At 71.2% G+C, this 22,785-nt stretch carries 21 protein-coding genes; 13 read left to right on the top strand and 8 right to left on the bottom strand.

Annotated elements, in window-relative coordinates; genetic code table 11:
- Positions 1 to 3: 3 nt before the first annotated feature.
- Entirely contained in the window at positions 4 to 1,596 is a 1,593-nt protein-coding gene (locus ACQPY4_RS36440; RefSeq protein WP_433328975.1) for an acyl-CoA carboxylase subunit beta, read from the bottom strand.
- 180 nt (positions 1,597 to 1,776) lie between these two features.
- Between ACQPY4_RS36440 and ACQPY4_RS36435 the strand changes: the two genes are divergently transcribed.
- Positions 1,777 to 4,365, top strand: coding sequence for a phosphoenolpyruvate carboxylase (locus ACQPY4_RS36435; RefSeq protein WP_433339160.1), 2,589 nt, complete (start codon positions 1,777 to 1,779; stop codon positions 4,363 to 4,365).
- Here ACQPY4_RS36435 and ACQPY4_RS36430 read toward each other — a convergent pair whose 3' ends face one another.
- Positions 4,366 to 5,151 carry an enoyl-CoA hydratase/isomerase family protein gene (locus ACQPY4_RS36430; protein WP_433328973.1) on the bottom strand — a complete coding sequence of 262 codons (786 nt, stop codon included), beginning with the start codon at positions 5,149 to 5,151 and terminating at the stop codon, positions 4,366 to 4,368.
- A 26-nt stretch (positions 5,152 to 5,177) separates the two neighbouring features.
- On the opposite strand from ACQPY4_RS36430, the gene ACQPY4_RS36425 reads away from it, so the two are divergent.
- Together ACQPY4_RS36425 and ACQPY4_RS36420 are read left to right on the top strand one after the other, a co-directional pair.
- Positions 5,178 to 6,032 (top strand): biotin--[acetyl-CoA-carboxylase] ligase, encoded by an 855-nt coding sequence (locus ACQPY4_RS36425; protein WP_433328971.1) that lies wholly within the window; start codon positions 5,178 to 5,180, stop codon positions 6,030 to 6,032.
- A gap of 113 nt (positions 6,033 to 6,145) precedes the next feature.
- Positions 6,146 to 7,147: an adenylate/guanylate cyclase domain-containing protein gene (locus ACQPY4_RS36420; protein ID WP_433328969.1), complete on the top strand. Its 1,002-nt coding sequence runs from the start codon at positions 6,146 to 6,148 to the stop codon at positions 7,145 to 7,147.
- Between the two features lie 130 nt (positions 7,148 to 7,277).
- Here the strand turns inward: ACQPY4_RS36420 and bfr are convergent, their stop codons facing one another.
- Positions 7,278 to 7,772, bottom strand: a complete 495-nt coding sequence (gene bfr / locus ACQPY4_RS36415; RefSeq protein ID WP_433328967.1) for a bacterioferritin — start codon at positions 7,770 to 7,772, stop codon at positions 7,278 to 7,280.
- A gap of 104 nt (positions 7,773 to 7,876) precedes the next feature.
- On the bottom strand, positions 7,877 to 8,167 hold the full coding sequence (locus ACQPY4_RS36410; RefSeq protein WP_433328965.1) for a (2Fe-2S)-binding protein: 291 nt from the start codon (positions 8,165 to 8,167) through the stop codon (positions 7,877 to 7,879).
- Between the two features lie 214 nt (positions 8,168 to 8,381).
- Between ACQPY4_RS36410 and treY the strand changes: the two genes are divergently transcribed.
- From treY to ACQPY4_RS36390, 4 genes are all read left to right on the top strand, one after another.
- Positions 8,382 to 10,586, top strand: a complete 2,205-nt coding sequence (treY, locus tag ACQPY4_RS36405; protein WP_433328963.1) for a malto-oligosyltrehalose synthase — start codon at positions 8,382 to 8,384, stop codon at positions 10,584 to 10,586.
- Positions 10,583 to 12,346 (top strand): malto-oligosyltrehalose trehalohydrolase, encoded by a 1,764-nt coding sequence (gene treZ, locus ACQPY4_RS36400; RefSeq protein ID WP_433328961.1) that lies wholly within the window; start codon positions 10,583 to 10,585, stop codon positions 12,344 to 12,346. The genes treY and treZ overlap by 4 nt, the downstream gene beginning before the upstream one ends.
- Before the next feature lie 174 nt (positions 12,347 to 12,520).
- A complete protein-coding gene (locus tag ACQPY4_RS36395) occupies positions 12,521 to 13,192 on the top strand; it encodes a response regulator transcription factor (RefSeq protein WP_026402549.1) in 672 nt (223 codons plus the stop codon).
- A gap of 96 nt (positions 13,193 to 13,288) precedes the next feature.
- Positions 13,289 to 14,566 (top strand): ATP-binding protein, encoded by a 1,278-nt coding sequence (locus ACQPY4_RS36390; RefSeq protein ID WP_433328959.1) that lies wholly within the window; start codon positions 13,289 to 13,291, stop codon positions 14,564 to 14,566.
- 37 nt (positions 14,567 to 14,603) lie between these two features.
- Here ACQPY4_RS36390 and ACQPY4_RS36385 read toward each other — a convergent pair whose 3' ends face one another.
- Entirely contained in the window at positions 14,604 to 15,173 is a 570-nt protein-coding gene (locus tag ACQPY4_RS36385) for a GtrA family protein (protein WP_433328957.1), read from the bottom strand.
- Between the two features lie 268 nt (positions 15,174 to 15,441).
- On the opposite strand from ACQPY4_RS36385, the gene ACQPY4_RS36380 reads away from it, so the two are divergent.
- Complete coding sequence (locus tag ACQPY4_RS36380) at positions 15,442 to 16,563, top strand: 5-(carboxyamino)imidazole ribonucleotide synthase (RefSeq protein WP_433339158.1); 1,122 nt, start codon at positions 15,442 to 15,444, stop codon at positions 16,561 to 16,563.
- The gene (gene purE / locus ACQPY4_RS36375) at positions 16,560 to 17,042 is read left to right on the top strand and encodes a 5-(carboxyamino)imidazole ribonucleotide mutase (RefSeq protein WP_433328955.1); all 483 of its coding nucleotides are present in this window, start codon (positions 16,560 to 16,562) and stop codon (positions 17,040 to 17,042) included. Before ACQPY4_RS36380 ends, purE begins: the two co-directional genes overlap by 4 nt.
- Here the strand turns inward: purE and ACQPY4_RS36370 are convergent.
- Both ACQPY4_RS36370 and ACQPY4_RS36365 read right to left on the bottom strand, forming a co-directional pair.
- Positions 17,039 to 17,452, bottom strand: a complete 414-nt coding sequence (locus ACQPY4_RS36370; protein ID WP_433328953.1) for a CoA-binding protein — start codon at positions 17,450 to 17,452, stop codon at positions 17,039 to 17,041. The genes purE and ACQPY4_RS36370 overlap by 4 nt on opposite strands.
- Before the next feature lie 38 nt (positions 17,453 to 17,490).
- Positions 17,491 to 18,792 (bottom strand): UDP-glucose dehydrogenase family protein, encoded by a 1,302-nt coding sequence (locus ACQPY4_RS36365; protein WP_433328951.1) that lies wholly within the window; start codon positions 18,790 to 18,792, stop codon positions 17,491 to 17,493.
- Positions 18,793 to 18,869: 77 nt separating this feature from the next.
- Here ACQPY4_RS36365 and ACQPY4_RS36360 point away from each other — a divergent pair, with 77 nt between their 5' ends.
- Positions 18,870 to 20,039, top strand: coding sequence for an acyl-CoA dehydrogenase (locus ACQPY4_RS36360; protein WP_433328949.1), 1,170 nt, complete (start codon positions 18,870 to 18,872; stop codon positions 20,037 to 20,039).
- Between the two features lie 56 nt (positions 20,040 to 20,095).
- Here the strand turns inward: ACQPY4_RS36360 and ACQPY4_RS36355 are convergent, their stop codons facing one another.
- Positions 20,096 to 20,524 (bottom strand): MarR family winged helix-turn-helix transcriptional regulator, encoded by a 429-nt coding sequence (locus ACQPY4_RS36355; protein WP_433328947.1) that lies wholly within the window; start codon positions 20,522 to 20,524, stop codon positions 20,096 to 20,098.
- A 64-nt stretch (positions 20,525 to 20,588) separates the two neighbouring features.
- On the opposite strand from ACQPY4_RS36355, the gene ACQPY4_RS36350 reads away from it, so the two are divergent.
- The 3 genes from ACQPY4_RS36350 to ACQPY4_RS36340 all read left to right on the top strand — a co-directional run bounded on the left by ACQPY4_RS36350 (position 20,589) and on the right by ACQPY4_RS36340 (position 22,779).
- Complete coding sequence (locus ACQPY4_RS36350; protein WP_433328945.1) at positions 20,589 to 21,659, top strand: substrate-binding domain-containing protein; 1,071 nt, start codon at positions 20,589 to 20,591, stop codon at positions 21,657 to 21,659.
- 234 nt (positions 21,660 to 21,893) lie between these two features.
- On the top strand, positions 21,894 to 22,169 hold the full coding sequence (locus ACQPY4_RS36345; RefSeq protein WP_433328943.1) for an FmdB family zinc ribbon protein: 276 nt from the start codon (positions 21,894 to 21,896) through the stop codon (positions 22,167 to 22,169).
- Between the two features lie 10 nt (positions 22,170 to 22,179).
- A complete protein-coding gene (locus ACQPY4_RS36340) occupies positions 22,180 to 22,779 on the top strand; it encodes an AmiS/UreI family transporter (RefSeq protein WP_433328941.1) in 600 nt (199 codons plus the stop codon).
- Positions 22,780 to 22,785: the final 6 nt, after the last annotated feature.

The raw sequence follows: 22,785 nt of genomic DNA, 5'->3' as shown, positions 1-22,785 counted from the left end.
GGCTCAGAGCGGGATGTTCCCGTGCTTCTTGGGCGGAAGGGTCTTGCGCTTGTCGCGCAGGGAGCGCAGGGCCTTGACGACCTCGGCGCGGGTCTCGGACGGCTTGATGACCGCGTCCACGTAGCCGCGCTCGGCGGCGACGTAGGGGTTGGCCAGCGTGTCCTCGTACTCGGTGATGAGCTCGGCTCGGCGGGCGTCGGGCTCGGCGGCCTCGGCCAGCTCGCGGCGGTAGAGGATGTTGACCGCGCCCTGGGCGCCCATGACCGCGATCTGCGCGGTGGGCCAGGCCAGGTTGATGTCGGCCCCCAGGTGCTTGGAGCCCATGACGTCGTACGCGCCCCCGTATGCCTTGCGCGTGATGACGGTGACCAGCGGGACGGTCGCCTCGGCGTAGGCGTACAGCAGTTTGGCGCCGCGCCGGATGATCCCGTTCCATTCCTGGTCGGTGCCGGGCAGGAAGCCGGGGACGTCCACGAAGGTCAGCACGGGGACGTTGAACGCGTCGCAGGTGCGCACGAAGCGCGCGGCCTTCTCGGACGCGGCGATGTCGAGCGTGCCCGCGAACTGCATCGGCTGGTTGGCGACGATGCCGACCGAGTGGCCCTCGACCCGTCCGAACCCGACGATGATGTTGGGCGCGAACTTCTCGTGGACCTCAAGGAACTCGCCGTCGTCCAGCACGTGCTCGATGGCGGTGTGCATGTCGTACGGCTGGTTCGGGGAGTCGGGGATGAGCCGGTCGAGGTCGTCGTCGGGCTCCTCGACGTCGGCCGGGGGCTCGAACGCCGGGGCGTCGCCGAGGTTGTTGGACGGCAGGTAGGACAGCAGCGCCTTGACGTACTCGATGGCGTCGTTCTCGTCCGAGCCCTGGTAGTGGGCCACGCCCGACTTGGAGTTGTGCGAGTGGGCGCCGCCCAGCTCCTCCATCGTCACCTCTTCGCCGGTGACCGTCTTGATGACGTCCGGTCCCGTGATGAACATGTGGGACGTCTGGTCGACCATGACGATGAAGTCGGTGATCGCGGGGGAGTACACGGCGCCGCCCGCGCAGGGGCCCATGACCAGGGAGATCTGCGGGATGACGCCGGAGGCGTGCACGTTCCGCTTGAAGATCTCGGCGTAGAGGCCGAGGGCGACCACGCCCTCCTGGATGCGCGCGCCGCCGGAGTCGTTGATGCCGATGACCGGGCAGCCGGTCTTGAGCGCGTGGTCCATGACCTTGCAGATCTTCTCGCCGAAGACCTCGCCGAGCGAGCCGCCCGAGACGGTGAAGTCCTGGCTGAAGACCGCGACGTTGCGGCCGTCGATCGTCCCGTACCCGGTGACGACGCCGTCGCCGTAGGGACGGTTGCGCTCCATGCCGAAGCTGGTGGAGCGGTGCCGGGCCAGCTCGTCGAACTCCACGAACGAGCCGGGGTCGAGCAGGGCGTCGATCCGCTCGCGCGCGGTCATCTTGCCCTTGGCGTGCTGCTTTTCGACCGCCCGGGCCGAACCCGCGTGCACGGCCTCGTACCTGCGTCGTTCCAGGTCCGCGATCTTGCCCGCCGTCGTGTGGATGTCGACGTCCACCGGGGGTTCAGGAGCTTCCATCGCCATGCCGGAAGGGTAACCGCACGCTTGTCGGACGGGTTCGGGTGGGGCTCGCAGTCGGGGGACGAGGTTGATCATCCGCAGCTCAGGGCCCTTGTCAGGGGGGTCCGCCGCAACCTCCGGGAACCCTTGCCTCATAGGCTCGTCCCCGTGGTTACGGAGAAGCGCGACACCGTTCGGCAGGACATGCCCGAGTCCCTGCGCCGCGATGTGCGGCTCCTGGGCGCGATGCTGGGAGACGGCCTCGTCGAGTACGGCGGGAAGGAGCTGCTCGACGACGTCGAGCGGCTGCGCCACGCCGTGATCGGCGCCAGGCAGGGGACGGTCACCGGAGACGAGGTGGCCGCGCTCGTCGACGGCTGGTCGCTGGAACGTGCCGAACAGGTCGCCCGCGCCTTCACCGTCTACTTCCACCTCACCAACCTGGCCGAGGAGCACCACCGCATGCGGACGCTCCGCGAGCGCGACGCGGGCGACGCCACCGTGCCGAGCTCGGTCGCGGCGGCGGTCGAGGAGATCCGCGCCGAGGGCGGCGACCGGCTGGCCGAGATCGTCGAGGGCCTGGAGTTCCGGCCGGTCTTCACCGCCCACCCGACCGAGGCGCGCCGCCGCGCGGTCGTCACCGCGATCCAGCGGATCAGCGACCTGCTGGGCGCGCTGAACGACGGACCCGGGGGCGGCGAGCGCGCGGAGCTGGAGCGGCGGCTGCGCGAGGAGATCGACCTGCTGTGGCGGACCGCGCTGCGGCGCTGGACGCAGATGGACCCGCTGGACGAGGTCCGCACCGCGATGGCGGCGTTCGACGAGACGATCTTCCGCGTCGTCCCGAGCGTCTACCGGTCGCTGGACGCCGTCCTCGACGAGGGCAGCGGCGTCAGGCCGCCCAAGGTCCGCCCCTACCTGCGGTTCGGCAGCTGGATCGGCGGCGACCGCGACGGCAACCCGTTCGTGACCGCGCAGGTCACCCGGGACGCCATCATGATCCAGTCGGACCATGTGTTGCGCGGCCTCGAGGCCACCTGCACCAGGATCGGCCGCGAGCTGACCGTCCACTCGACCACCACCCCGCCGTCGGCCGCGCTGCGCGACGCCCTCTCGGCCGCGCGGACCGCGCAACCGGGACGGCTGGCCGAGATCGTCCAGAAGTCGCCCGAGGAGCCGCATCGCCAGCTCCTGCTGTACGCGGCCGACCGGATCCACGCGACTCGCGTCCGCGACGCCGACCTGGCCTACGGCTCGCCCGCCGAGCTCCTGGCCGACCTGCGCGTCGTCCAGGAGTCCCTGGCGGCGGCCGGGGCGCCGCGCCAGGCATACGGGGAGGTGCAGAACCTGATCTGGCAGGTCGAGACGTTCGGCTTCCACCTGGCCGAACTGGAGATCCGCCAGCACTCCGAGCTGCACGAGCGGGCCCTGGCCGAGATCAGGGAGGGCGGCGAGCGCGGCGAGATGACCGACGAGATCCTCGACACGCTCCGCGTGATCGCCTGGATCCAGAAGCGCTTCGGCGTCGACGCCTGCCGCCGCTACATCGTGTCGTTCACCCGATCGGCGCGGGACATGGCCAACGTCCACGAGTTGGCCGCCACCCTCGGCGCGGACGCGCCCGTCCTGGACGTCATCCCGCTGTTCGAGACCGGCGAGGACCTCGAACGCGCCCCGAAGGTGCTGGAGGAGATGCTGGCGATCCCCGCCGTCCGGGACCGGCTGGACGCCACGGGACGCCGCATGGAGGTCATGCTCGGCTACTCCGACTCGGCCAAGCAGCTCGGCCCGGCCAGCGCCACGCTCCGGCTCTACGACACCCAGGAGGCCCTGGCCGCCTGGGCCGCGCGCAACGACGTCAAGCTGACCATGTTCCACGGCCGCGGCGGTTCGCTCGGCCGCGGCGGCGGCCCGGCGGGACGCGCCATCCTCGCCCAGGCGCCGGGCTCGGTCGCCGGGCGGTTCAAGGTCACCGAGCAGGGCGAGGTCATCTTCGCCCGCTACGGGCACCCGCGGATCGCCCGCCGCCACATCGAGCAGGTGACCCACGCCGTGCTGCTGGCGTCCACCGACGGCGTCCAGGACCGCGCCCGCGCGGCCGCCGACCGGTACCGGCCGCTGGCCGACCGGATGAGCGACGCGGCCCGCGCCGCGTTCCGCTCGCTGATCGAGACCGACGGGTTCGCCGCGTGGTTCTCCCGGGTCAGCCCGCTGGAGGAGATCGCCGAGCTGCGCATCGGGTCGCGCCCGGCCCGCCGCAAGGCCGCCCAGGGCCTGGACGACCTGCGCGCGATCCCGTGGGTGTTCGCCTGGACCCAGACCCGCGTCAACCTGCCCGCCTGGTACGGGCTCGGCAGCGGCCTGGCGGCCGTCTCCGGCGACGGGAGCGACCTGGACGACCTGCGCGAGGCGTACGCCTCGTGGCCGCTGTTCGCCTCGATGATGGACAACGCCGAGATGAGCCTGGCCAAGTCCGACCGGTCGATCGCCGAGCGCTACCTGGCGCTCGGCGACCGTCCCGAGCTGACCGCGACCGTCCTGGCCGAGTACGACCGCACCCGGTCGCTCGTCCTGGCCGTGACCGGACACGAGCGGCTCCTGGAGAACCGCAAGGTGCTGTCCCGCGCTGTCGAGCTGCGTAACCCGTATGTGGACGCGCTGTCGCACCTCCAGCTGCGGGCCCTGACCGCCCTGCGCGCGGGCGTCACCGACGAGGGCGAGCGCCGCCACCTGGAGCAGCTCCTGCTGCTGTCGGTGAACGGCGTCGCCGCCGGACTCCAGAACACCGGCTGACTACGAGGGCCAGTCGGGCTTGCGCTTCTCGTTGAAGGCGGCGATGCCCTCCTTGCGGTCGGGGGAGAACGCGGCGGCGCGCCACGCGTTCTCCTCGATGTCCAGCCCCGCCTCCAGGGAGGCGCCGCCGCCCAGGCGCATCGCGCGCTTGGCGGCGCGGACGGCCGCCGGGGAGTTGCCCGCGATCGTCGCGGCGATCGCCAGGGCCTCCGCGCGGGCCGTCCCGGCGGGGACCCTGCGGTCGACCAGCCCGTACGCCTCGGCCTCGGCGATCGCGAGCCGCCGCCCGGTCAGCACCAGATCGGCGGCGCGCCCGGGGCCCAGCCGCCGCAGCGCCAGCTGCGTCCCGCCGCCGCCCGGCACCAGCCCCACGGTGACCTCGGGCAGCCCGAGCACGGCCGTCTCGTCGGCCACGATCAGATCGCACGACAGCGCGAACTCGCAGCCCCCGCCCAGCGCGTAGCCGTGCACCGCCGCCACCACCGGCTGCGGAAGGTTCAGCACCCCGCCGAAGGCCGCCCGGAACAGCGGGCGCTGCGCCAGGATCTCCTCGTCGGTCATCCCGTTGCGTTCCTTGAGGTCGGCGCCCACGCAGAACGCCTTCTCCCCGGCCGCGCTCAGCACCACCGCGCGCACCGACGCGTCCGCCGCCACCTCCGCGCACACGGCCGCCAGGCGCCGCGCCATCGCCGTGGACAGCGCGTTCAGCGCCTCGGGCCGGTCCAGCACGATCTCCGCGACCCGCCCGCCGACTTCTTCGTCCCGCCGCAGCGTCACTCCATCCATGCGCCGCACTCTAGATCGTCCCTGCCATGAGGTTGGATGGGGGAGTGAGCTATTCGGATCTGGAACGGCCGCCCCTGCACGAGCGGGCGCTCAGCCAGGCGCTGGTGCGTCCCGGCGGGCTCTGGCGCGACGTCCGCGTGGTGGACGAGACCGGCTCCACCAACGCCGACCTGGCCGCCGAGGCGCGCGAGGGGGCGGCGGAGGGCACGGTCCTGGTGACCGAGCTGCAGACGGCCGGACGTGGCCGCCTGGGGCGGGTCTGGACGGCGCCGCCGCGCTCCGGGCTGATGTTCTCCCTGCTGGTCCGTCCCCGGGTACCCGCGACGAGGCTCGGCTGGGCTCCGCTGCTGACCGGCTTGGCGGTGGCGAGCGCCGTCCGCCGGATGACGGAGACCTTCTTCGCCGAGGAGGGCGCCGACGCCGCGGTCGACGTCCGGCTGAAATGGCCCAACGACCTGATGGTCGGCGACCGCAAGCTGGCCGGTGTCCTGGTCGAGAAGGTGGACGACGCCCTGGTGGTCGGCGTCGGCCTCAACGTCGGCCTCAAGGCCGCCGAGCTGCCGGTTCCCACCGCCACCTCGCTGGCGATCGAGGGCGCGCCGCTCAGCGACCGGGCGCCGCTGCTGCGCGCGATCCTGCGCTCGTTCGAGACCTGGTACGGCGAGTGGGCCGCGCTGGAGGGCGACCCCGAGTCCAGCGGGCTGCGCACCGCCTACAAGGAGCTCTGTGTGACGCTCGGCCGGACGGTCCGGGTCGAGCTGCCCGACGGCCGCGCCCTCACCGGCGAGGTCACCGACATCGACGCGGCGGGCCTTCTGGTGGTGTCCGGGCCGGGCGGCGAGCGCTCGGTCAGCGCCGGTGACGTCGTGCACGTGCGATGAACACCCCGTACCTGAGGCGCCCCGCAGGCGCCGGATCTGCCACGATATGTCGCGGAGCGTCATCTGGACAACGACCACGCCGGCGCCGTCCGGCGGGCTGAGGGGCATGGGAGATGTCAGCAGGTTTGCCGGATCCGAAGGAGCTGGAGGAACTCCTCCTCGGCGGTGAGCTGCGGTACACGCGGGTCGACGCCGTCCGCCTGTCCGGCGTGACCCGCGAGTTCTCCGGCCGGCTGTGGCTGGCGTTCGGCTATCCGTCGATGGGCGACGACGTGATCGCCTACACCGAGGGTGACGTCGCCGCCCTCAACCGGATCCGCCGGCTGATGGACGACGGCGTCCTGGACGAGGACGGCGTCATCCGCCTGGTCCGCGCGTTCGGCCAGACCATGACGCGCCTGGCCGAGTGGCAGGTGAACCTGCTGGGCAGCATGCTGCGCGACGACCCCAACGAGCCACCGGGCGCCGAGGCCCTCGAATCGATCATGGAGCTGGCCGACAAGCACATCGGCGAGTTCGAGCCGCTGGTCGTGCACGCCTGGCGCCGCCAGCTCGCCGCCGCGGGCACCCGGGCGATGGCGGCGGCCGCGACCCGCGACGGCGAGACCGGCGCGGCCCTGCGCACCACGGTCGGCTTCGCCGACATGGTCTCGTTCACCCAGATGAGCCGCGAGCTCGACGAGATGGAGCTGGCCCGCGTGGTCGAACGCTTCGAGGAGACCGCCTCCGACATCGTCGCGTCCTGCGGCGGCCGCCTGGTGAAGACCCTGGGCGACGAGGTCCTGTTCAGCGCCGCCACCCCCAAGGTCGGCGGCGAGATCGCCCTGACCATCGCCGCGGCGGTGAAGGACGAGACCGAGGTCCCCGACGTCCGCGTGGGCGTGGCGCACGGGCCCGTCCTGCCCCTCATGGGCGACGTCTTCGGCACCACGGTCAACCTGGCCGCCCGCCTCACGTCGCTGGCCCGCCCGGGCTCGGTCGTGATCGACGCCGAACTGGCCGACGAGCTGGAGAAGGACCCCGACTACGAGATCACCCGCATCGTCCGCCGCCCGGTACGCGGCCTGGGCATCATCCAGCCCTACGTCCTCCGCCGAGCCGCCCCCACCCCCTGAGCCCGGTAGGGCGGCTAACCGGTGAAGCGGGCCGGAGGCGAGCTTCACCGGTTAGTTCGCCGAGCGATGGCGGCACTCGCGAGATCACGGTCGCGGGGCGAGCCGTGACTTGCGTCGTCCCTGCCGGGTCTCAGTCGACAGAGGGGTTGTGGCCCGGCGCTTCTGTGAGGCGCTGGAGGTAGTTCTGCTCGCCGAGCGCCTCGACGAGGCTCAGCTCGGTTTCGAGGTAGTCGACGTGCTGTTCCTCGTCGGCCAGGATGTCCTCGAAGATGCGGGCCGAGGTGACGTCGCCGCGCGAGCGCATCAGCTCGATGCCCGGACGGAGCCGGGCCACGGCCTCCAGTTCGATCTCCATGTCGGCCTTGAGCTGCTCGACGATCGTCTGCCCGATTCGGAGCGTCCCGATCTTCTGGTAGTTGGGGAGCCCCTCAAGGAAGAGAATGCGGTCGGTCAGCCGTTCGGCGTGCTTCATCTCGTCGATGGACTCTTCCCGGGTGTGCCTGGCCATCCGGGTGAAGCCCCAGTTCTCCTGCATCTTCGCGTGCAGGAAGTACTGGTTGATCGCGGTGAGCTCGGCCGTCAGCTGCTCGTTGAGCAGGCCGATGATGTCCTTGTCGCCTTCCATATCGCCCCATGTTTCCACGTCCGGGCGCGTGAGGACAGCACTAGACCCCCGCACGGCGCGTGTTCTTGGTCATGCGGCCGTTGCGAGGTGCCTGTTCTGGGCTGTCAGGCGGCGGTTTGCGGCAAGGGCCTCCTGGTGACGGGCTCGGGCTCGGACATGGGCTCCGGGTCCTCCACGGGGAGGACCGGGGACAGTGGACCGCCGGTGAGGGCGTCCACGAGCTCGCTGGCGGTGCGGTGCTCGCTGACCATGGCGTGCAGCCGCTTGGTGCACGATCCGCAGCCGGGCTGCATCCCGCAGGCCGCCCTGACCTCCTTGGCCGTGTTGCAGCCCCCGCTGGTCATGCAGCCGCGAACGTCGTCCTCCGTGACGGCGTTGCAAATGCAGACGTACATGGGTTGGGGGACCTCTCGTGCGGCGTTGGCTGGTCGCTATGGGGTCTGTCGTCCTGTTTGTGGTCTACCCCGCTTAGGGGCACCTCAATAAGGTAAGGCTCCCCTAAGGTAGCCGACGAATGTCCGATCTGGCCAGTGAGCCTCCGATCGGTGTGAGCCACTCCTCAGCGGGAACCATCCCGGTCGCGACGACGGGAGGGGCGGACGGGCATGGGTGTTCGCAGTGGTTGAGGCCGTGCCGACGGGCACCTACCGGCTCCAGTTGCGGGGCGACGGTCTTGGGTTCGCCGAGGCGGCGGAGCTGGCGCCCTACCTCGCCTCCCTGGGCGTCTCGCACGTCTACCTGTCGCCGGTGCTTCAGGCGGTGCCGGGCTCGACGCACGGTTACGACGTGATCGACCACGGGCGGATCTCCGGTGAGCTGGGCGGCCGGGAGGGACTGCGCGCCCTAGCGTCCCGGTACAGGGAATGTGGCCTCGGGGTGGTGATCGACATCGTGCCCAACCACATGGCCATTCCGGACCCCGTGACGCTCAACCGCCCGCTGGCGGCGGTACTGGAAGAGGGGCCAGGCTCCCCGTATGCCCGCTGGTTCGATGTGGACTGGGAGGCGGGCGGCGGAGGCATCGTGCTACCCGGGGACGGCGAGCCCAACTACCGCCGGTTCTTCGACATCTCCGGGCTGATCGCGCTGCGCCAGGAGGACGAGGAGGTCTTCGAGGCCACCCACGCGGTGCTCCTCGACCTGGTCGCCGAGGGCCTGGTGGACGGTCTGCGCGTCGACCACCCCGACGGCCTGGCCGACCCGCGCGGCTATCTGGGACGGCTCGCCGGGCGGGCCCCGGGACGCTGGATCCTGGTCGAGAAGATCACGGCCGGGGACGAGGAGCTGCCGCCCGACTGGGCCTGCGCCGGGACGACCGGGTACGACTCGCTCGGCATCGTCGGCGGGATCTTCGTCGACCCCGAGGGCGAGTTGCCGCTCTCGGCGGCCTACACGGCCGTGTCCGCCGACCCCCGGCCGTTCCCCGAGATCGAGCGGCAGTCCCGGCGGGACGCCGTGGCGTCCGGCCTCCATCCGGAGGTCGCGCGCCTGCACCGGGTGCTGCAACGGGCCCTCCCTGCCCCGGTGCCGTCCGAGCGGGCCTTGGTCGAGCTGCTGGTGGCCATGCCCGTGTACCGGGCGTACGTGATCCCGGGGGAGGAGCCCACCGACGACGCCATGGCCGTAGTTGACGCGGCCCTCCGAGGCGCGCGCTTGCAGGCGCCTGAACTTCACAAGGAACTGGACGTCCTCGCGCGCATGGTCCTGGGCATCGAGCCGGACGCCGAGGAGGACGCGCAGCGCGAGTTCGTGGTGCGGTTCCAGCAGACGTCCGCGCCCGTGGTCGCCAAGGGCGTCGAAGACACCGCGTTCTACCGCTGGTCCCGTATGGCGGCCCTCAACGAGGTCGGTGGCGACCCAGAGCGGTTCAGCGTGGGCCTGAACGACTTCCACGCGCACTGCGAACGGCTGGCGCGCGACTGGCCCCGCACCATGACGACGCTGTCCACGCACGACACCAAGCGCCAGGAGGACGTCCGCGCGCGCTTGGCCGTCCTGTCGGAGATCCCGGACCGGTGGGCGGCAGCGGTCGAGCGCTGGCGGAACGCCGACGGCTCACCTCTGGAGCCCGACCTGGAGTACCTGCTGTGGCAGACGCTGGTCGGCGCCTGGCCGCTCACCCAGGACCGCCTGGACGGCTACCTGCTCAAGGCCATGCGGGAGGCCAAGGGGCGCACGTCCTGGGCCGCCCCCGACACCGGGTACGAGGAGGCCGTCCTCGCCTACGCGGGAGGCGCCCTGGCCGACGCCGACCTGATCTCCGACCTGACCGGGTTCGTGGCGGCGCTGGAGCCGTACGCGCGGGCCAACATCCTCGGCCAGAAGCTGGTGCAGCTGACCATGCCGGGCGTCCCCGACGTCTACCAGGGCTGCGAGCTGCAAGCGCTGTCCCTGGTCGATCCGGACAACCGCCGTCCGGTCGACTACAAGCGGCGGGGCGCGCGGCTGGCCCGGCTGGACGCCGGCCTGCCCCCCGAAGACCTCGATGACGAGAAGCTCCTGGTCACCTCGCGCGCGCTGCGCGAGCGCCGCGCCCACCCCGAATGGTTCGGCGGCCCGTACGAGCGCGTGCCGGCGACCGGCCCGGCCGGTGCCCACGTGATCGCGTTCCGCCGGGGCGGGGCGCTGACCGTGGCCACCCGGCTCCGCGCCCGCCTCGAACACGCGGGCGGCTGGGACGGCACTCGTCTCGACACCGGGGGCGGGTCGTGGCGGGACGTGTTCACCGGTGAGGTTCACGAGGAGCCGCGCCTGGCGGACGCCCTGCGGACGCTTCCGGTCGCGCTCCTGATCGCGGAGGAAGGCGGGGGATGACGCGTTTCGAGGTGTGGGCGCCGGACGCGCGACGGGTCGAGGTGGCGGCCGGTGACCTGCGGGTTCCGGCCGTGAGTCGACCGTCGGGGCATTGGGAGGCGGAGGTTCCCGAGGCGGGGCACGGGACGGACTACGGCTTCGTCCTGGACGGGGGCGAGCCGCTTCCCGACCCCCGTTCGCCGTGGCAGCCGTTCGGCGCGCACGGGCTCAGCCGGGTGTACGAGCACGACCGCTTCGAGTGGAGCGACCACGACTGGCGGGGACGGCCGCTGCCCGGTTCCGTCCTGTACGAGATGCACGTGGGGACGTTCACCCCCGAGGGGACGCTGGACGCCGCCATCGAGCGCCTCGACTATCTGGTGGCCCTTGGCGTGGACGTGGTGGAGCTCATGCCCGTGGCCTCGTTCCCCGGGCGCCAGGGCTGGGGGTACGACGGCGTGCACCTGTGGGCCGTCCACGAGCCATACGGGGGCCCGGACGCGCTCAAGCGCTTCGTCGACATGGCCCACCAGCGCGGGCTGGCCGTCGTCCTGGATGTGGTCTACAACCATCTGGGGCCCAGCGGGAACACGCTGCGGAACTTTGGCCCCTACTTCACCGACGTCTACTCCACGCCGTGGGGCGACGCGGTGAACTTCGACCAGGAGGGCTCCGACGAGGTCAGGGCCTTCGTCGTCGAGAACGCGCTGACGTGGCTGCGCGACTTCCACCTGGACGGGCTGCGGCTGGACGCCGTCCACGCGATCGGCGACCGGAGCGCCGTGCACGTCCTGGAGGAGCTGGCCGTCGCGGTGGACGCCCTGGCGGCGCATCTGCGGCGCGATCTGTACCTGATCGCCGAGTCCGACCTGAACGACCCGGGGCTGGTCACGCCGAGGGAGGCGGGCGGACGGGGCCTGGCGGCCCAGTGGAGCGACGACTTCCACCACGCCCTGCACGCCGCGCTGACCGGCGAACGCCAGGGCTACTACGTCGACTTCGGCACCCTTGAGACTCTGAGCAAGGCTCTGACCAGGGTGTTCGTTCATGACGGCACGTGGTCGACCTTCCGGGGACGCCATCACGGCCGTCCGGTCGATGTCGCGCGCGTCCCCGCCCACCGGTTCCTGGGGTACCTCCAGAACCACGACCAGGTCGGCAACCGGGCATCGGGTGACCGGATCGCGCGGACGCTGTCCCCGGGGATGCTCAAGATCGGCGCGGCGCTGGTCCTGCTCGGGCCCTTCACACCGATGCTGTTCATGGGCGAGGAGTGGGCCGCCTCGACGCCCTGGTGCTACTTCACCGACCATGTCGAGCCGGAGCTGGCCCGGGCCGTCAGCCAGGGCCGCCGCCGCGAGTTCGAGCGGCACGGCTGGGACGGCGAGGTTCCCGATCCACAGGCTGTGGACACTTTCCGGCGCTCGGTCCTCGACTGGGCCGAACCGGGCAAGACCCACCATCGTGAGCTGCTCGAATGGCATCGCGCGCTGATCGCGCTGCGGCGGGCCCTGCCCGAACTGACCGATCCCGGCCTCACCGCGACGCGCGTCGAGTTCGACGAGGAGGCGCGCTGGCTGGTGATGTGGCGGGGCCGGATCCGCGTGGCGGCCAATTTCGGCCGCGGGCCCGTCCGTCTGCCGGTGGACGGGGAGCGGCTCGTCCTGGCGTCGGACCGGACCGTCCGGCTTGACCGGGACGAGGAGAAAGCCTCGGGCGCGGGCCTCCTGCTAACCGGGGCATCCATGGCGATTCTGGAACAAACCAGACAAAGGCCGTAACGGACGAGCGACGTCCCGGCCGCGCGCGGTGACGATTTCGTGCCGGGCTTCGGTGCCCACTGTGGGATTCAGTGGGAAGTGTCCGTATTCGAGGATGTACTACGAGTGGCAAACCACAGGTCAAGAGCGCGGCGGCTGCCGGGCAACGTTCGTGAATGGCCATACGATCGGGTCATGACCTCAGTACTGCTCGCCGAGGACGACACGTCCATCTCCGAGCCTCTCGCCCGTGCGCTGCGCCGCGAGGGGTACACCGTCGAAGTCAGCCCGGACGGCCCGCAGGCTCTGGAGCGGGCTCTGGGGGGCGGCGTGGACCTCATCGTCCTCGACCTCGGGCTGCCCGAGCTCGACGGGCTTGAGGTGGCGCGCCGGGTCCGCGCGGAAGGGCACGGCGTGCCCATCCTGATCCTGACCGCCCGGGCCGACGAGGTGGACACCGTCGTCGGACTGGACGCCGGTGCCGACGACTACGTCACCAAGCCGTTCCGCCTGGCCGAACTGCTCGCCCGTGTCCGGGCCCTGCTGCGGCGGGGCAGCACCGAGACGCCGATCGTGCAGGGCGTGCGGATCGACGCCGAGTCGCGCCGCGCCTGGATGGGCGAACAGGAACTCCAGCTGACCACCAAGGAGTTCGACCTGCTGCGCGTCCTGGTCCGGGACGCGGGCAAGGTCGTGACCCGCGAACAGATCATGCGCGAGGTGTGGGACACCAACTGGTGGGGTTCCACCAAGACGCTCGACATGCACATTTCCTGGCTGCGCCGCAAGCTCGGCGACGACGCCGGCAGCCCGCGCTACATCACCACCGTGCGCGGCGTCGGCTTCCGATTCGAACGCGGCGACTAGCGCAATCCGCCGTGGTCACGCCGTTCGCCCGGCGGGCTTCCCGAGAGCCCGCGGGGAGAGCTGCGTGATCATGGCTTCACCCTCGAAGGAGCCCTGATGAGGCGCCGACTGCTCCTGTCGACGCTCGCTGTGGCGGTCGTGGCGATCCTGTTGCTGGGCATCCCCCTCGCCTACGCCACCAACAAGCTCATCTACGAGGAGGCCCGCCAGTCGCTGGACCGCGAGGCGTCCTCCATTCTCGGCGGTGTCGGCTTCAGCATGGAGTCGCGCCAGCCGATCACCAACGAGAAGATCTCCCAGGAATACCCGGGACGCTTCATCGTCATCACCATGCCCGACAACCAGGTTGTCACCGCCGGGACCCGCCCCCCCAAGGGCGCCGAGCTGCTCACGGCGTCCGGCACCGCGGGCGGCGTGCACGTCCAGGTCTCCCAGCTGGCCGAGGAGGTCCAGGACGAGGCCCTGCGGCTGATGCTGCTCATCGGCAGCCTGGCCGCGCTGGGCGTGGCCGTCACCGTCGGGCTGGCGATGTTCCAGGCCCGCAAGCTCACCCTGCCGCTGATCGACCTGGCCGAGACCGCCGACCGGCTCGGCACCGGCAACGCCCGTCCGCGCCGCCGCAGGTACGGCATCGCCGAGGTCGACCGCGTCGCCGAAGTGCTCGACCGCAGCGCCGTCCGGATCGCCGACCTGCTGGCCTCCAGCCGCGAGTTCGCCTCCGACGCCAGCCACCAGCTCCGCACGCCCCTGACCGCGCTGTCGATGCGGCTGGAGGAGATGATCGAGGCCGCCGAGTACCCCGACGTCGTCCGGGAGGAGGGCGCCGCCGCGCTCGCCCAGACCGAGCGCCTGGTCGCCGTCGTCGAGCAGCTGCTGGCCCGCGCCCGGCACGACCGCACCGGCGCCGCCGTCGCCGCTCCGATCGACGACATCCTCACCCAGCAGGTCGAGGAGTGGCGGCCCATCTTCCGCCGCGACGGGCGCGACGTGACGATCACCGGCGCGACCGAGCTGACCGCCCTCACCAGCCCCGAGGGCCTCTCCCAGATCATCGCGACCCTGCTGGACAACTCGCTGGTGCACGGCTCGGGCACGGTGACGATCAGGACCAAGCTGGGCGCGAGCTCGGTGGTGGTCGAGGTCGGCGACGAGGGCCCCGGCATCCCGCCGGAACTGGAGAACCGGATCTTCGAACGCAGCGTCAGCAGCGGCACCGGAACCGGGCTGGGCCTCTACCTGGCCCGCTCCCTCGCGGTGGTGGACGGCGGCCGCCTGGAGCTCATCCAGGCCCGCCCGGCGGTGTTCGGAGTCTTTCTGCGCCAGACGTCCGAGGCCCGACTCGCCGAAGAACGCGTCGTCATCGGCCCTGCTTAACGGCCGTACCCCACCGCAGCCCCGGCCGCGCTGGGGCTCAGGGGCGGGTGGTGAACTCAGCGTAGCCCGGGGTGGGCTGGTCGTTGATGGGGCGGCCGAGGTCGTGGGAAAGGGTGCGGGCGCTCTCCTGCGGCTGCGCGGCCTCGGGGAGGCCGGAGTGGTCGACCTGGGGGGCGTCGGCGGGCAGGAACACCCAGCGCTTGTAGGCCCAGTAGCGGAACAGGGTCGCCGCGCCGGTGCCGACGATCAGCGAGCCGTTGTAGGCAAGCGGGCCCTGGAGGTCGAGGACGAACTTGGTGAAGCCCTGGAACAGCCAGGTGATCACCAGTCCGATGGCGTTGAGCGCGAAGAACAGGACGTACTCGCGGCCCATCCCGCTCTGCTCGCGGTGCCGGAACGTCCAGTACCGGTTGGCGGCGTAGGCGAACGTGGTGGCGATCACCGTGGCGATGCCGGTGGAGGTCAGCTCGCCCACACCGAACCCGATGTGCAGCACGTTGCCGACGCCGAAGGTGATCACGAAGGCGACCGCGCCGACGCTGCCGAACTTCGCGAGCTCGTGCACGAGGTGCTCGAATCGCTTGTAGAGGTTGGCGACCAGGCTCACGAAGGGGGACCGTCCTTCCGGACTGCTACGGCTTCTGCGCCACGGCTGTTGTTTGAGATCTGCGACGGCCGTGGAGGCACAACGAGGATAGACGCATGTGGCCCCCGGGATGTCGCACATGAACGTTTAACGGTACCCGGACCATTCCCTTGCCCCAGGACATCACGGTCACACTCCTTCCGACGCACGGGCCGCCGAGTTCGTTCACCACGGCCCGCCAGATAGCCTTCTGCGCGTGAGAGATCCAGCTCAGATGCCTGTCGTGGGCATGGCGGGAGGCGGCCAGCTGGCCCGGATGACCCAGCAGGCGGCCATCGCGCTCGGCGTGTCGCTGCGGGTGCTCGCGGCCGCTTCCAACGACTCGGCCGCCCGCGTCGTGGCCGACGTCCGGGTCGGCGACGACCGCGCCGCCGACGACCTCCAGGCGTTCGCCAAGGGCTGCGACGTGGTCACCTTCGACCACGAGCACGTTCCGGGCGACCATATCCGCGCCGTCGAGGCGTCCGGCGTGCCCTGCCGTCCGGGGGCGGACGCGCTGAGGCACGCGCAGGACAAGATGGTCATGCGCGAGCGGCTCAGCGCCCTCGGGGCGCCCTGCCCGGCCTTCGCCCGCGTCCCGGCGTCCGACCCGGAGGGGTTCCTGGCGGAGTTCGGCCGCCAGCACGGCTGGCCGCTGGTCCTCAAGGCCACCCGGGGCGGCTACGACGGCAAGGGCGTCTGGGTGATCTCGTCCCCGGACGAGGAGCGCGACCTGCTCACCCGGGGCGTCGACCTGATGGTCGAGCAGCATGTGACCTTCCGCCGCGAGCTGGCGGCGCTGGTGGCACGTTCCCCGTATGGGCAGGGAGCTGCCTACCCGATCGTCGAGACCGTCCAGGAGGGCGGGATCTGCGTCGAAGTGATCTCCCCGGCCCCCGGGCTGGACGGCGATCTGGCCGCCGAGGCGCAGCGCCTGGCCCTCGGCGTCGCCGAGAAGCTCGGCGTCACCGGGCTGCTGGCGGTCGAGCTGTTCGAGACCGCCGAGGGCGGCCTGCTGGTGAACGAGCTGGCCATGCGGCCGCACAACTCCGGCCACTGGACGATCGAGGGCGCCCGCACCTCCCAGTTCGAGCAGCACCTGCGCGCCGTCCTCGACCTTCCGCTCGGCTCCACCGAACCCACCGCGCCCTTCACCGTGATGGCCAACGTCCTCGGGGGCGACGACCCCGACGTGTACGCCCGCTACTTCCACGTGATGGCGCACGACCCGGGGGTCAAGGTGCACTTCTACGGCAAGGACGTCCGTCCGGGCCGCAAGATCGGCCACGTGACCGCGCTCGGCGGCGACCTCGCCGAGACCCGCGAGCGCGCCCGCCACGCGGCCGACTACCTGCGATGGGGGAAGCGATGATCGGCGTGGTCATGGGCAGCGACTCGGACTGGCCGGTCATGCGCGCCGCCGCCGAGGTCCTGGACGAGTTCGGCGTCGCCTACGAGGCCGACGTCGTCTCCGCCCACCGGATGCCCCGCGACATGATCGCCTACGGCGAGGAGGCCGAGGGCCGCGGCCTGCGCGTGATCATCGCGGGCGCGGGCGGTGCCGCGCACCTGCCCGGCATGCTCGCCTCGGTCACCCCGCTGCCGGTCATCGGCGTCCCGGTGCCGCTGAAGTACCTGGACGGCATGGACTCTCTGCTCTCGATCGTCCAGATGCCGGCGGGCGTCCCGGTCGCGACCGTCGCCGTCGGCGCCGCCCGCAACGCCGGCCTGCTGGCCGTCCGCATCCTGGCGACCTCCGACGAGGCCCTCCGCGAGCGCATGAAGGCGTTCCAGGAAGACCTCTACGCCCAGGCCAAGGCCAAGGGCGCCCGCCTGCGCGAATCCCGTTAGCGGCGCAGCGCCCACTCCACGGCGGGGCAGCGGTTCATGACGACGTCCAGACCGGCGTCCCGGGCGCGCCGGGCGGCCGCGGGGTCGATCACCTGGAGCGGGAGCCAGACGGCCTTGGCGCCGGCGGCGATGGCCTCGTCCACCACGGCGCCCGCGTGCTCGGTCCGGCGGTACACGCCGACGACGTCGATCTCGTCCGGGACGTCGGCGAGCGCCGCGTACCCGGGTTCGCCCAGCACGGTCGCGCCTTCGGGATGGACGGGGACGATGCGCTTGCCGCGCTGCTGCATCAGCCTGGCCTGGTTGTGGACCTCCCGATCGGGGTTGTCGCCCAGGCCCACGAACGCCCAGGTCTTCGTCTCGTTGAGCAGCCGCCGGATCACGTCCTGGTCCGCGAAGTCATCAGCCATGCCCGTCACAACAGCGTCCGAGCCCCGGACCTTCCCGTTCAGGGACGTCCCAGCGCGCGGTAGTGCCACCCCGCCGCCCGCCACCGCTCGGGGTCGAGCGCGTTGCGTCCGTCCACGATGTTCCGCTCCGCCACGACCTCGCCGATCTCGGCCGGGTCCATCTCGCGGAACTCGGCCCACTCGGTGAGCAGCAGCACGACATGCGCGTCGCGGACGGCGTCCAGGGCCGAGTCCCCGTAATCGAGGTCCGGCTGGGCGCGCCGCGCGTTGCCCATCGCCCGCGGGTCGTAGACGGTGACCTTGCCGCCCTGCTCGCGGATCGTGACCGCCACGTCCAGCGCGGGGGAGTCGCGGATGTCGTCGGAGTTCGGCTTGAACGCCGCGCCGAGGACGCCGACCGTCCGCCCGACGAACGAGCCGCCGAGCAGGATGCGGGCCAGCTCGACCATCCGGATCCGGCGGCGGATGTTGATCTCGTCCACCTCCCGCAGGAACGTCAGCGCCTGGTCGGCGCCGAGCTCGCCCGCGCGGGCCATGAACGCCCGGATGTCCTTGGGCAGGCAGCCGCCCCCGAACCCTAGCCCGGGCCCGAGGAACTTGCCGCCGATCCGGTCGTCGTGCGACAGCGCCTCCGACAGCTTGGTGACGTCGGCGTGGGCCGCCTCGCAGACCTCCGCCATCGCGTTGATGAAGGAGATCTTGGTGGCCAGGAAGGCGTTCGCGGCCACCTTCACCAGCTCGGACGTGGCGTAGTCGGTCACGATGAACGGCGTCCCGGCGTCGGTCATCGCCGAGTACACCCGCCGCAGGATCGCCTCGGCGGGCCCCTCGGTCACGCCCACCACGATCCGGTCCGGACGCAGGGTGTCCTGGACGGCGAACCCCTCCCGCAGGAACTCGGGATTCCAGGCCAGCACCGCCTCCGGCGGCAGCCGCTCGGCCAGCCGCGCCGCCGTCCCCACCGGGACGGTCGACTTCCCCACCACCAGACAGGGCCGGTCGATCACGGCGGCCAGCGCGTCGAAGGCCGCGTCCACATACCTCAGGTCGGCGGCGTACTCCCCGGCCTTCTGGGGCGTCCCCACACACACGAAATGGACGTCGCCGAACCGCGCCACCTCCTCATACGACGTCGTGAACCGCAGCCGCCCACTGGCCAGCCCCCGCCTCAGCACGGGTTCGAGCCCGGGCTCGTAGAAGGGCACCTCCCCGGCCGCCAGCAGGGAGATCTTCCGCTCGTCGGCGTCCAGCCCCAGGACCTCGTAGCCGAGCTCGGCCATGCACGCGGCGTGCGTGGCTCCCAGGTAGCCGGTGCCGATCACCGTCAGCCGGTGGATCACGACGCACCTCCCTTTCCCGTTGGATGACCGATACCCGCCAGAACGTCCCCTGAGTACTCACGGGTAGCATGCGCGCTATGAGTCCCGACTTTCCTACGTACGCCCCGTCCGAGGAGCACGAGCTCCTCAGGCAGACGGTGCGCGAGCTCGCCGAGGCCAAGATCGCTCCGCACGCCGCGGAGGTCGACGAGGAGTCCCGCTTCCCGCAGGAGGCGCTGGACGCGCTGGTGCGGAACGATCTGCACGCGGTGCACGTGCCGGAGACCTACGGCGGCGCCGGGGCCGACGCCCTGGCCACCGTGATCGTGATCGAGGAGGTCGCCCGCGCGTGCGGCTCGTCCTCGCTCATCCCCGCGGTCAACAAGCTGGGCACCGTCCCGGTCCTGCTGGCCGGCGGCGACGACATCAAGAAGAAGTACCTCACGCCCGTCGCCAAGGGCGAGGCCATGTTCTCCTACGCCCTCTCCGAGGCCGAGGCGGGCAGCGACGCCGCGGGCATGAAGACCCGCGCCGTCCGCGACGGCGACCACTACGTGCTCAACGGCGCGAAGATGTGGATCACCAACGCCGGGGTGTCGGACTACTACACCGTCATGGCCGTGACCGAGCCCGGCCAGGGCGCCCGCGGCATCTCCGCCTTCGTCGTCGAGAAGTCCGACGAGGGCGTCTCCTTCGGCCCCAAGGAGAAGAAGCTCGGCATCAAGGGCTCTCCGACCCGCCAGGTCATCCTGGAGAACGTCCGCATCCCCGCCGACCGCATCATCGGCGGCGAGGGCACCGGCTTCAAGACCGCCCTGGCCACCCTCGACCACACGCGCATCACCATCGCCGCCCAGGCCCTCGGCCTCGCCCAGGGCGCCCTCGACTACGCCATCGGCTACGTCAAGGAGCGCAAGCAGTTCGGCCAGGCCATCGGCGACTTCCAGGGCGTCCAGTTCATGCTGGCCGACATGGCCATGCGCCTCGAAGGCGCCCGCCAGCTCACCTACCACGCCGCCATCAAGTCCGAGCGCGCCATGCACGGCGAGAAGGTCCCCGACCTCACCTTCGTCTCCTCGGCCTGCAAGTGCCTGGCCTCCGACGTCGCCATGGACGTCACCACCGACGCCGTCCAGCTCCTCGGCGGGTACGGCTACACCCGCGAGTTCCCCGTAGAGCGCATGATGCGCGACGCCAAGATCACGCAGATCTACGAGGGCACCAACCAGATCCAGCGCATGGTCATGGCCCGCCAACTCCTCAAGTAGTCCGTCACCCGCGAGAACCCGCCTCTCCCCGTACTCGGGCAGGGGCGGGTTCGCTTTCAGGGCAGGCGGCCGGCGATGCGGGTGAGAAGGGCGCTGAGCAGGGCCATCTCCTCGCGGCCGACGACGGAGTCGAGGTGGTCCCACTCGCGCTCGATCGTCGCGGAGAGCGCGGCGTGCTCGTCGCGGCCGCGCGGCGTCAGGAAGACCAGCACCCTGCGCCGGTCGGCGTCGTCGACGCGGCGGTGGACCCGGTTGGCGGCCACCATGCGGTCGATCAGCTTGGTGAGGGTCGGGGGCGGCAGCAGCGCGTACTCCGCGATCTCGGTCATCGCGTGGCCGCGTCCGTCGCCCAGCAGCGACAGCACCCGCCATTCGTCGACCGAGCAGCTCAAGGCCGCGGCCAGCCGTCCCGCCACACGTCGTTCGACCAGCGCGAGCAGCCGGGCGAGGTCTCGCTCGCGCGCTCCGGTACCTGTTGCCTCCATCGGTGTTCCGAGGGTACCGTTCACAGACGAATTATTCATCCCTCAAGCATTTAGCGGTCCAGCGATGGTCTCGGTCGGCGCCACGTCCAGTCCGGAGACGCTCACGGTCGCGCTGGTGGTGCCCCTCCAGGGCCCCGCGGGGATTTTCGGCCCCTCCTGCGAGCTGTGCGCCCGGCTCGCCGTCGAGGAGGTCAACCAGGACCACGGCGTGCTCGGCCGCGAAGTGCGCCTCGTGGTGGTGGACGGCGGCGCCCCTCCGCACCAGGTGGCCGACGAGGTCGACGCCCTGCTCTCAGCCGGTACCGTCCAGGCCGTCACGGGCTGGCACATCTCCGCGGTGCGCGAGGTGGTCGCCCCCCGCATCGCGGGCCGGGCACCCTACGTCTACACACCGCTGTACGAGGGCGGCGAGCGCGCACCCTGGGTTTTCCTCACCGGGGAGACGCCGGGCCGGCAACTGCGTCCCGCACTGAGCTGGTTCGCCGCGGAACTCGGTGTCCGGCGCTGGGCCATCGTCGGCGACGACTACGTCTGGCCGAGACGCTCGGCCCGAGCGATCCGCTCCTACCTCGACGCCCTCGGCGGCGAGCTGTGCGCGGAGTTCTTCGTCGGCCTCGGCACCCAGGACTTCGACCAGGTGCTCGACCAGCTGAAACGCAGCGACTGCGACGGCGTCCTGATGCTGCTGGTCGGCGATGACGCGGTCGCGTTCAACCGGGCCTTCGCCCGCGCCGGCCTCGACCAGATCAGGTTCAGCCCGCTCATGGACGAGAACATGCTGCTGGCGACCGGGGCCGACAGCACCCGCGGCCTGTTCGCCGCGGCGGGGTACTTCGAGTCGCTGCCCACCATCGACAGCCTGGACTTCGGCGCCCGCTACCACGGCCGCTTCGGCCCGGACGCCCCCGTCCTCAACAGCCTGGGCGAATCCTGCTACGAGGGCGTCCGCCTGTTCACCGAGCTCGCCCGCCGAGCCGACAGCCTGGACGTCCGCCGCATGACCGCGCTCTCGGACGGCCTGGGCTACGACGGCCCCCGAGGGCCGGTCGAAGTGCGCGACCGCCACCTGCGCCAACGCGTCTTCCTGGCCGCCGCCGACGGCCTCCAGTTCGATGTGATCCACCGTCTGTGCTGACTTCAACCCCGTCAATCAGCTAGCGCGCTCCGCACACCGCCCACGACTACCTGGCGAGTCCCGGGGCTGCGCCGCACGCGACCTTTCGCGCGGCCAGTCGTCGTGCGCGTGGGTTGTGGGCGTTTTGGTGGTGGGGCTGGGGTCGGGGCGGCGGGATCGAAGTGGCGGAGGCATGGGCATTGACGAATCCTTCCTGAGGAAATACTTTCTGTAGAAAGTAATTGGGAGGCCGTCATGGTGATGTACCGGTATCGCTGCTCCGGGTGCGGGTTCTTCGATCTCGCGCTGCCCATGGGGGAGGCGGGGGCTCGGGAGCGCTGCGCCGAGTGCGGTGGTGAGGGGCGGCGGGTCTTCACCGCTCCGTCGCTCACGCGTCCGGGCAGCCCGATGGTCCGGATGCTGGACGCGCAGGAGGCCAGTGCGCATGAGCCTCGGGTCGTGAGCCGGTCGGCGGAGCCGCGTCGTCCTTCGCCCGGCGATCCGCGTCACGCCCTGTTGCCGCGGCCTTGAGGAGGCGGGCATGGGAAGCGTGGGCCTGCTGTACGTGGGCGCGGTGCTCTTCGTCAACGGCTTGATGCTGCTGGGCCGGGTCGAGGCGCGGGCGGCGGCGGTCCTGAATCTGTTCGTGGGGACGTTGCAGGTCGTCCTGCCGACGATCGCGCTCGTGGTGGCGGGGGACGACCTTGCCGCGATCACCGCGGCGTCCGGTGTCTACCTCTTCGGGTTCACCTACCTCTACGTCGGGATCGGGCTTCTGACCGGACTCGACACCACCGGGGTCGGCTGGTTCTCGCTGTTCGTGTCCCTGTCGGCCCTCGTTTTCTCGGCCGTGAGCTTCTTCGACCTGCGCGACCATCCGTTCGGGGTCATCTGGCTGTGCTGGTCGTTCCTTTGGTTCCTGTTCTTCGTGGTGCTCGGCCTCAAGCGGGAGGAGTTCGCCCGCTACACCGGCTGGGTGACGCTCGTCCAGGCCGGAGGCACGACGACTCTTCCAGCCTTCCTGCTCCTGACCGGCAACTACACCACCTCGGCCTGGCTCGCCGTTGTCATCGGGGTCTGCGCGATCGTCGTGTTCGCCGCCCTGTGGGTCATGGCCCGACCCCGTATCGAAACCGCGTGAAACTCT

This window comes from Spirillospora sp. CA-294931 (assembly GCF_050946795.1).
Lineage (GTDB): Bacteria > Actinomycetota > Actinomycetes > Streptosporangiales > Streptosporangiaceae > Spirillospora.
Note: the sequence above shows the minus strand (reverse complement) of the source record. Positions and strands in the feature narration are given on the sequence as shown.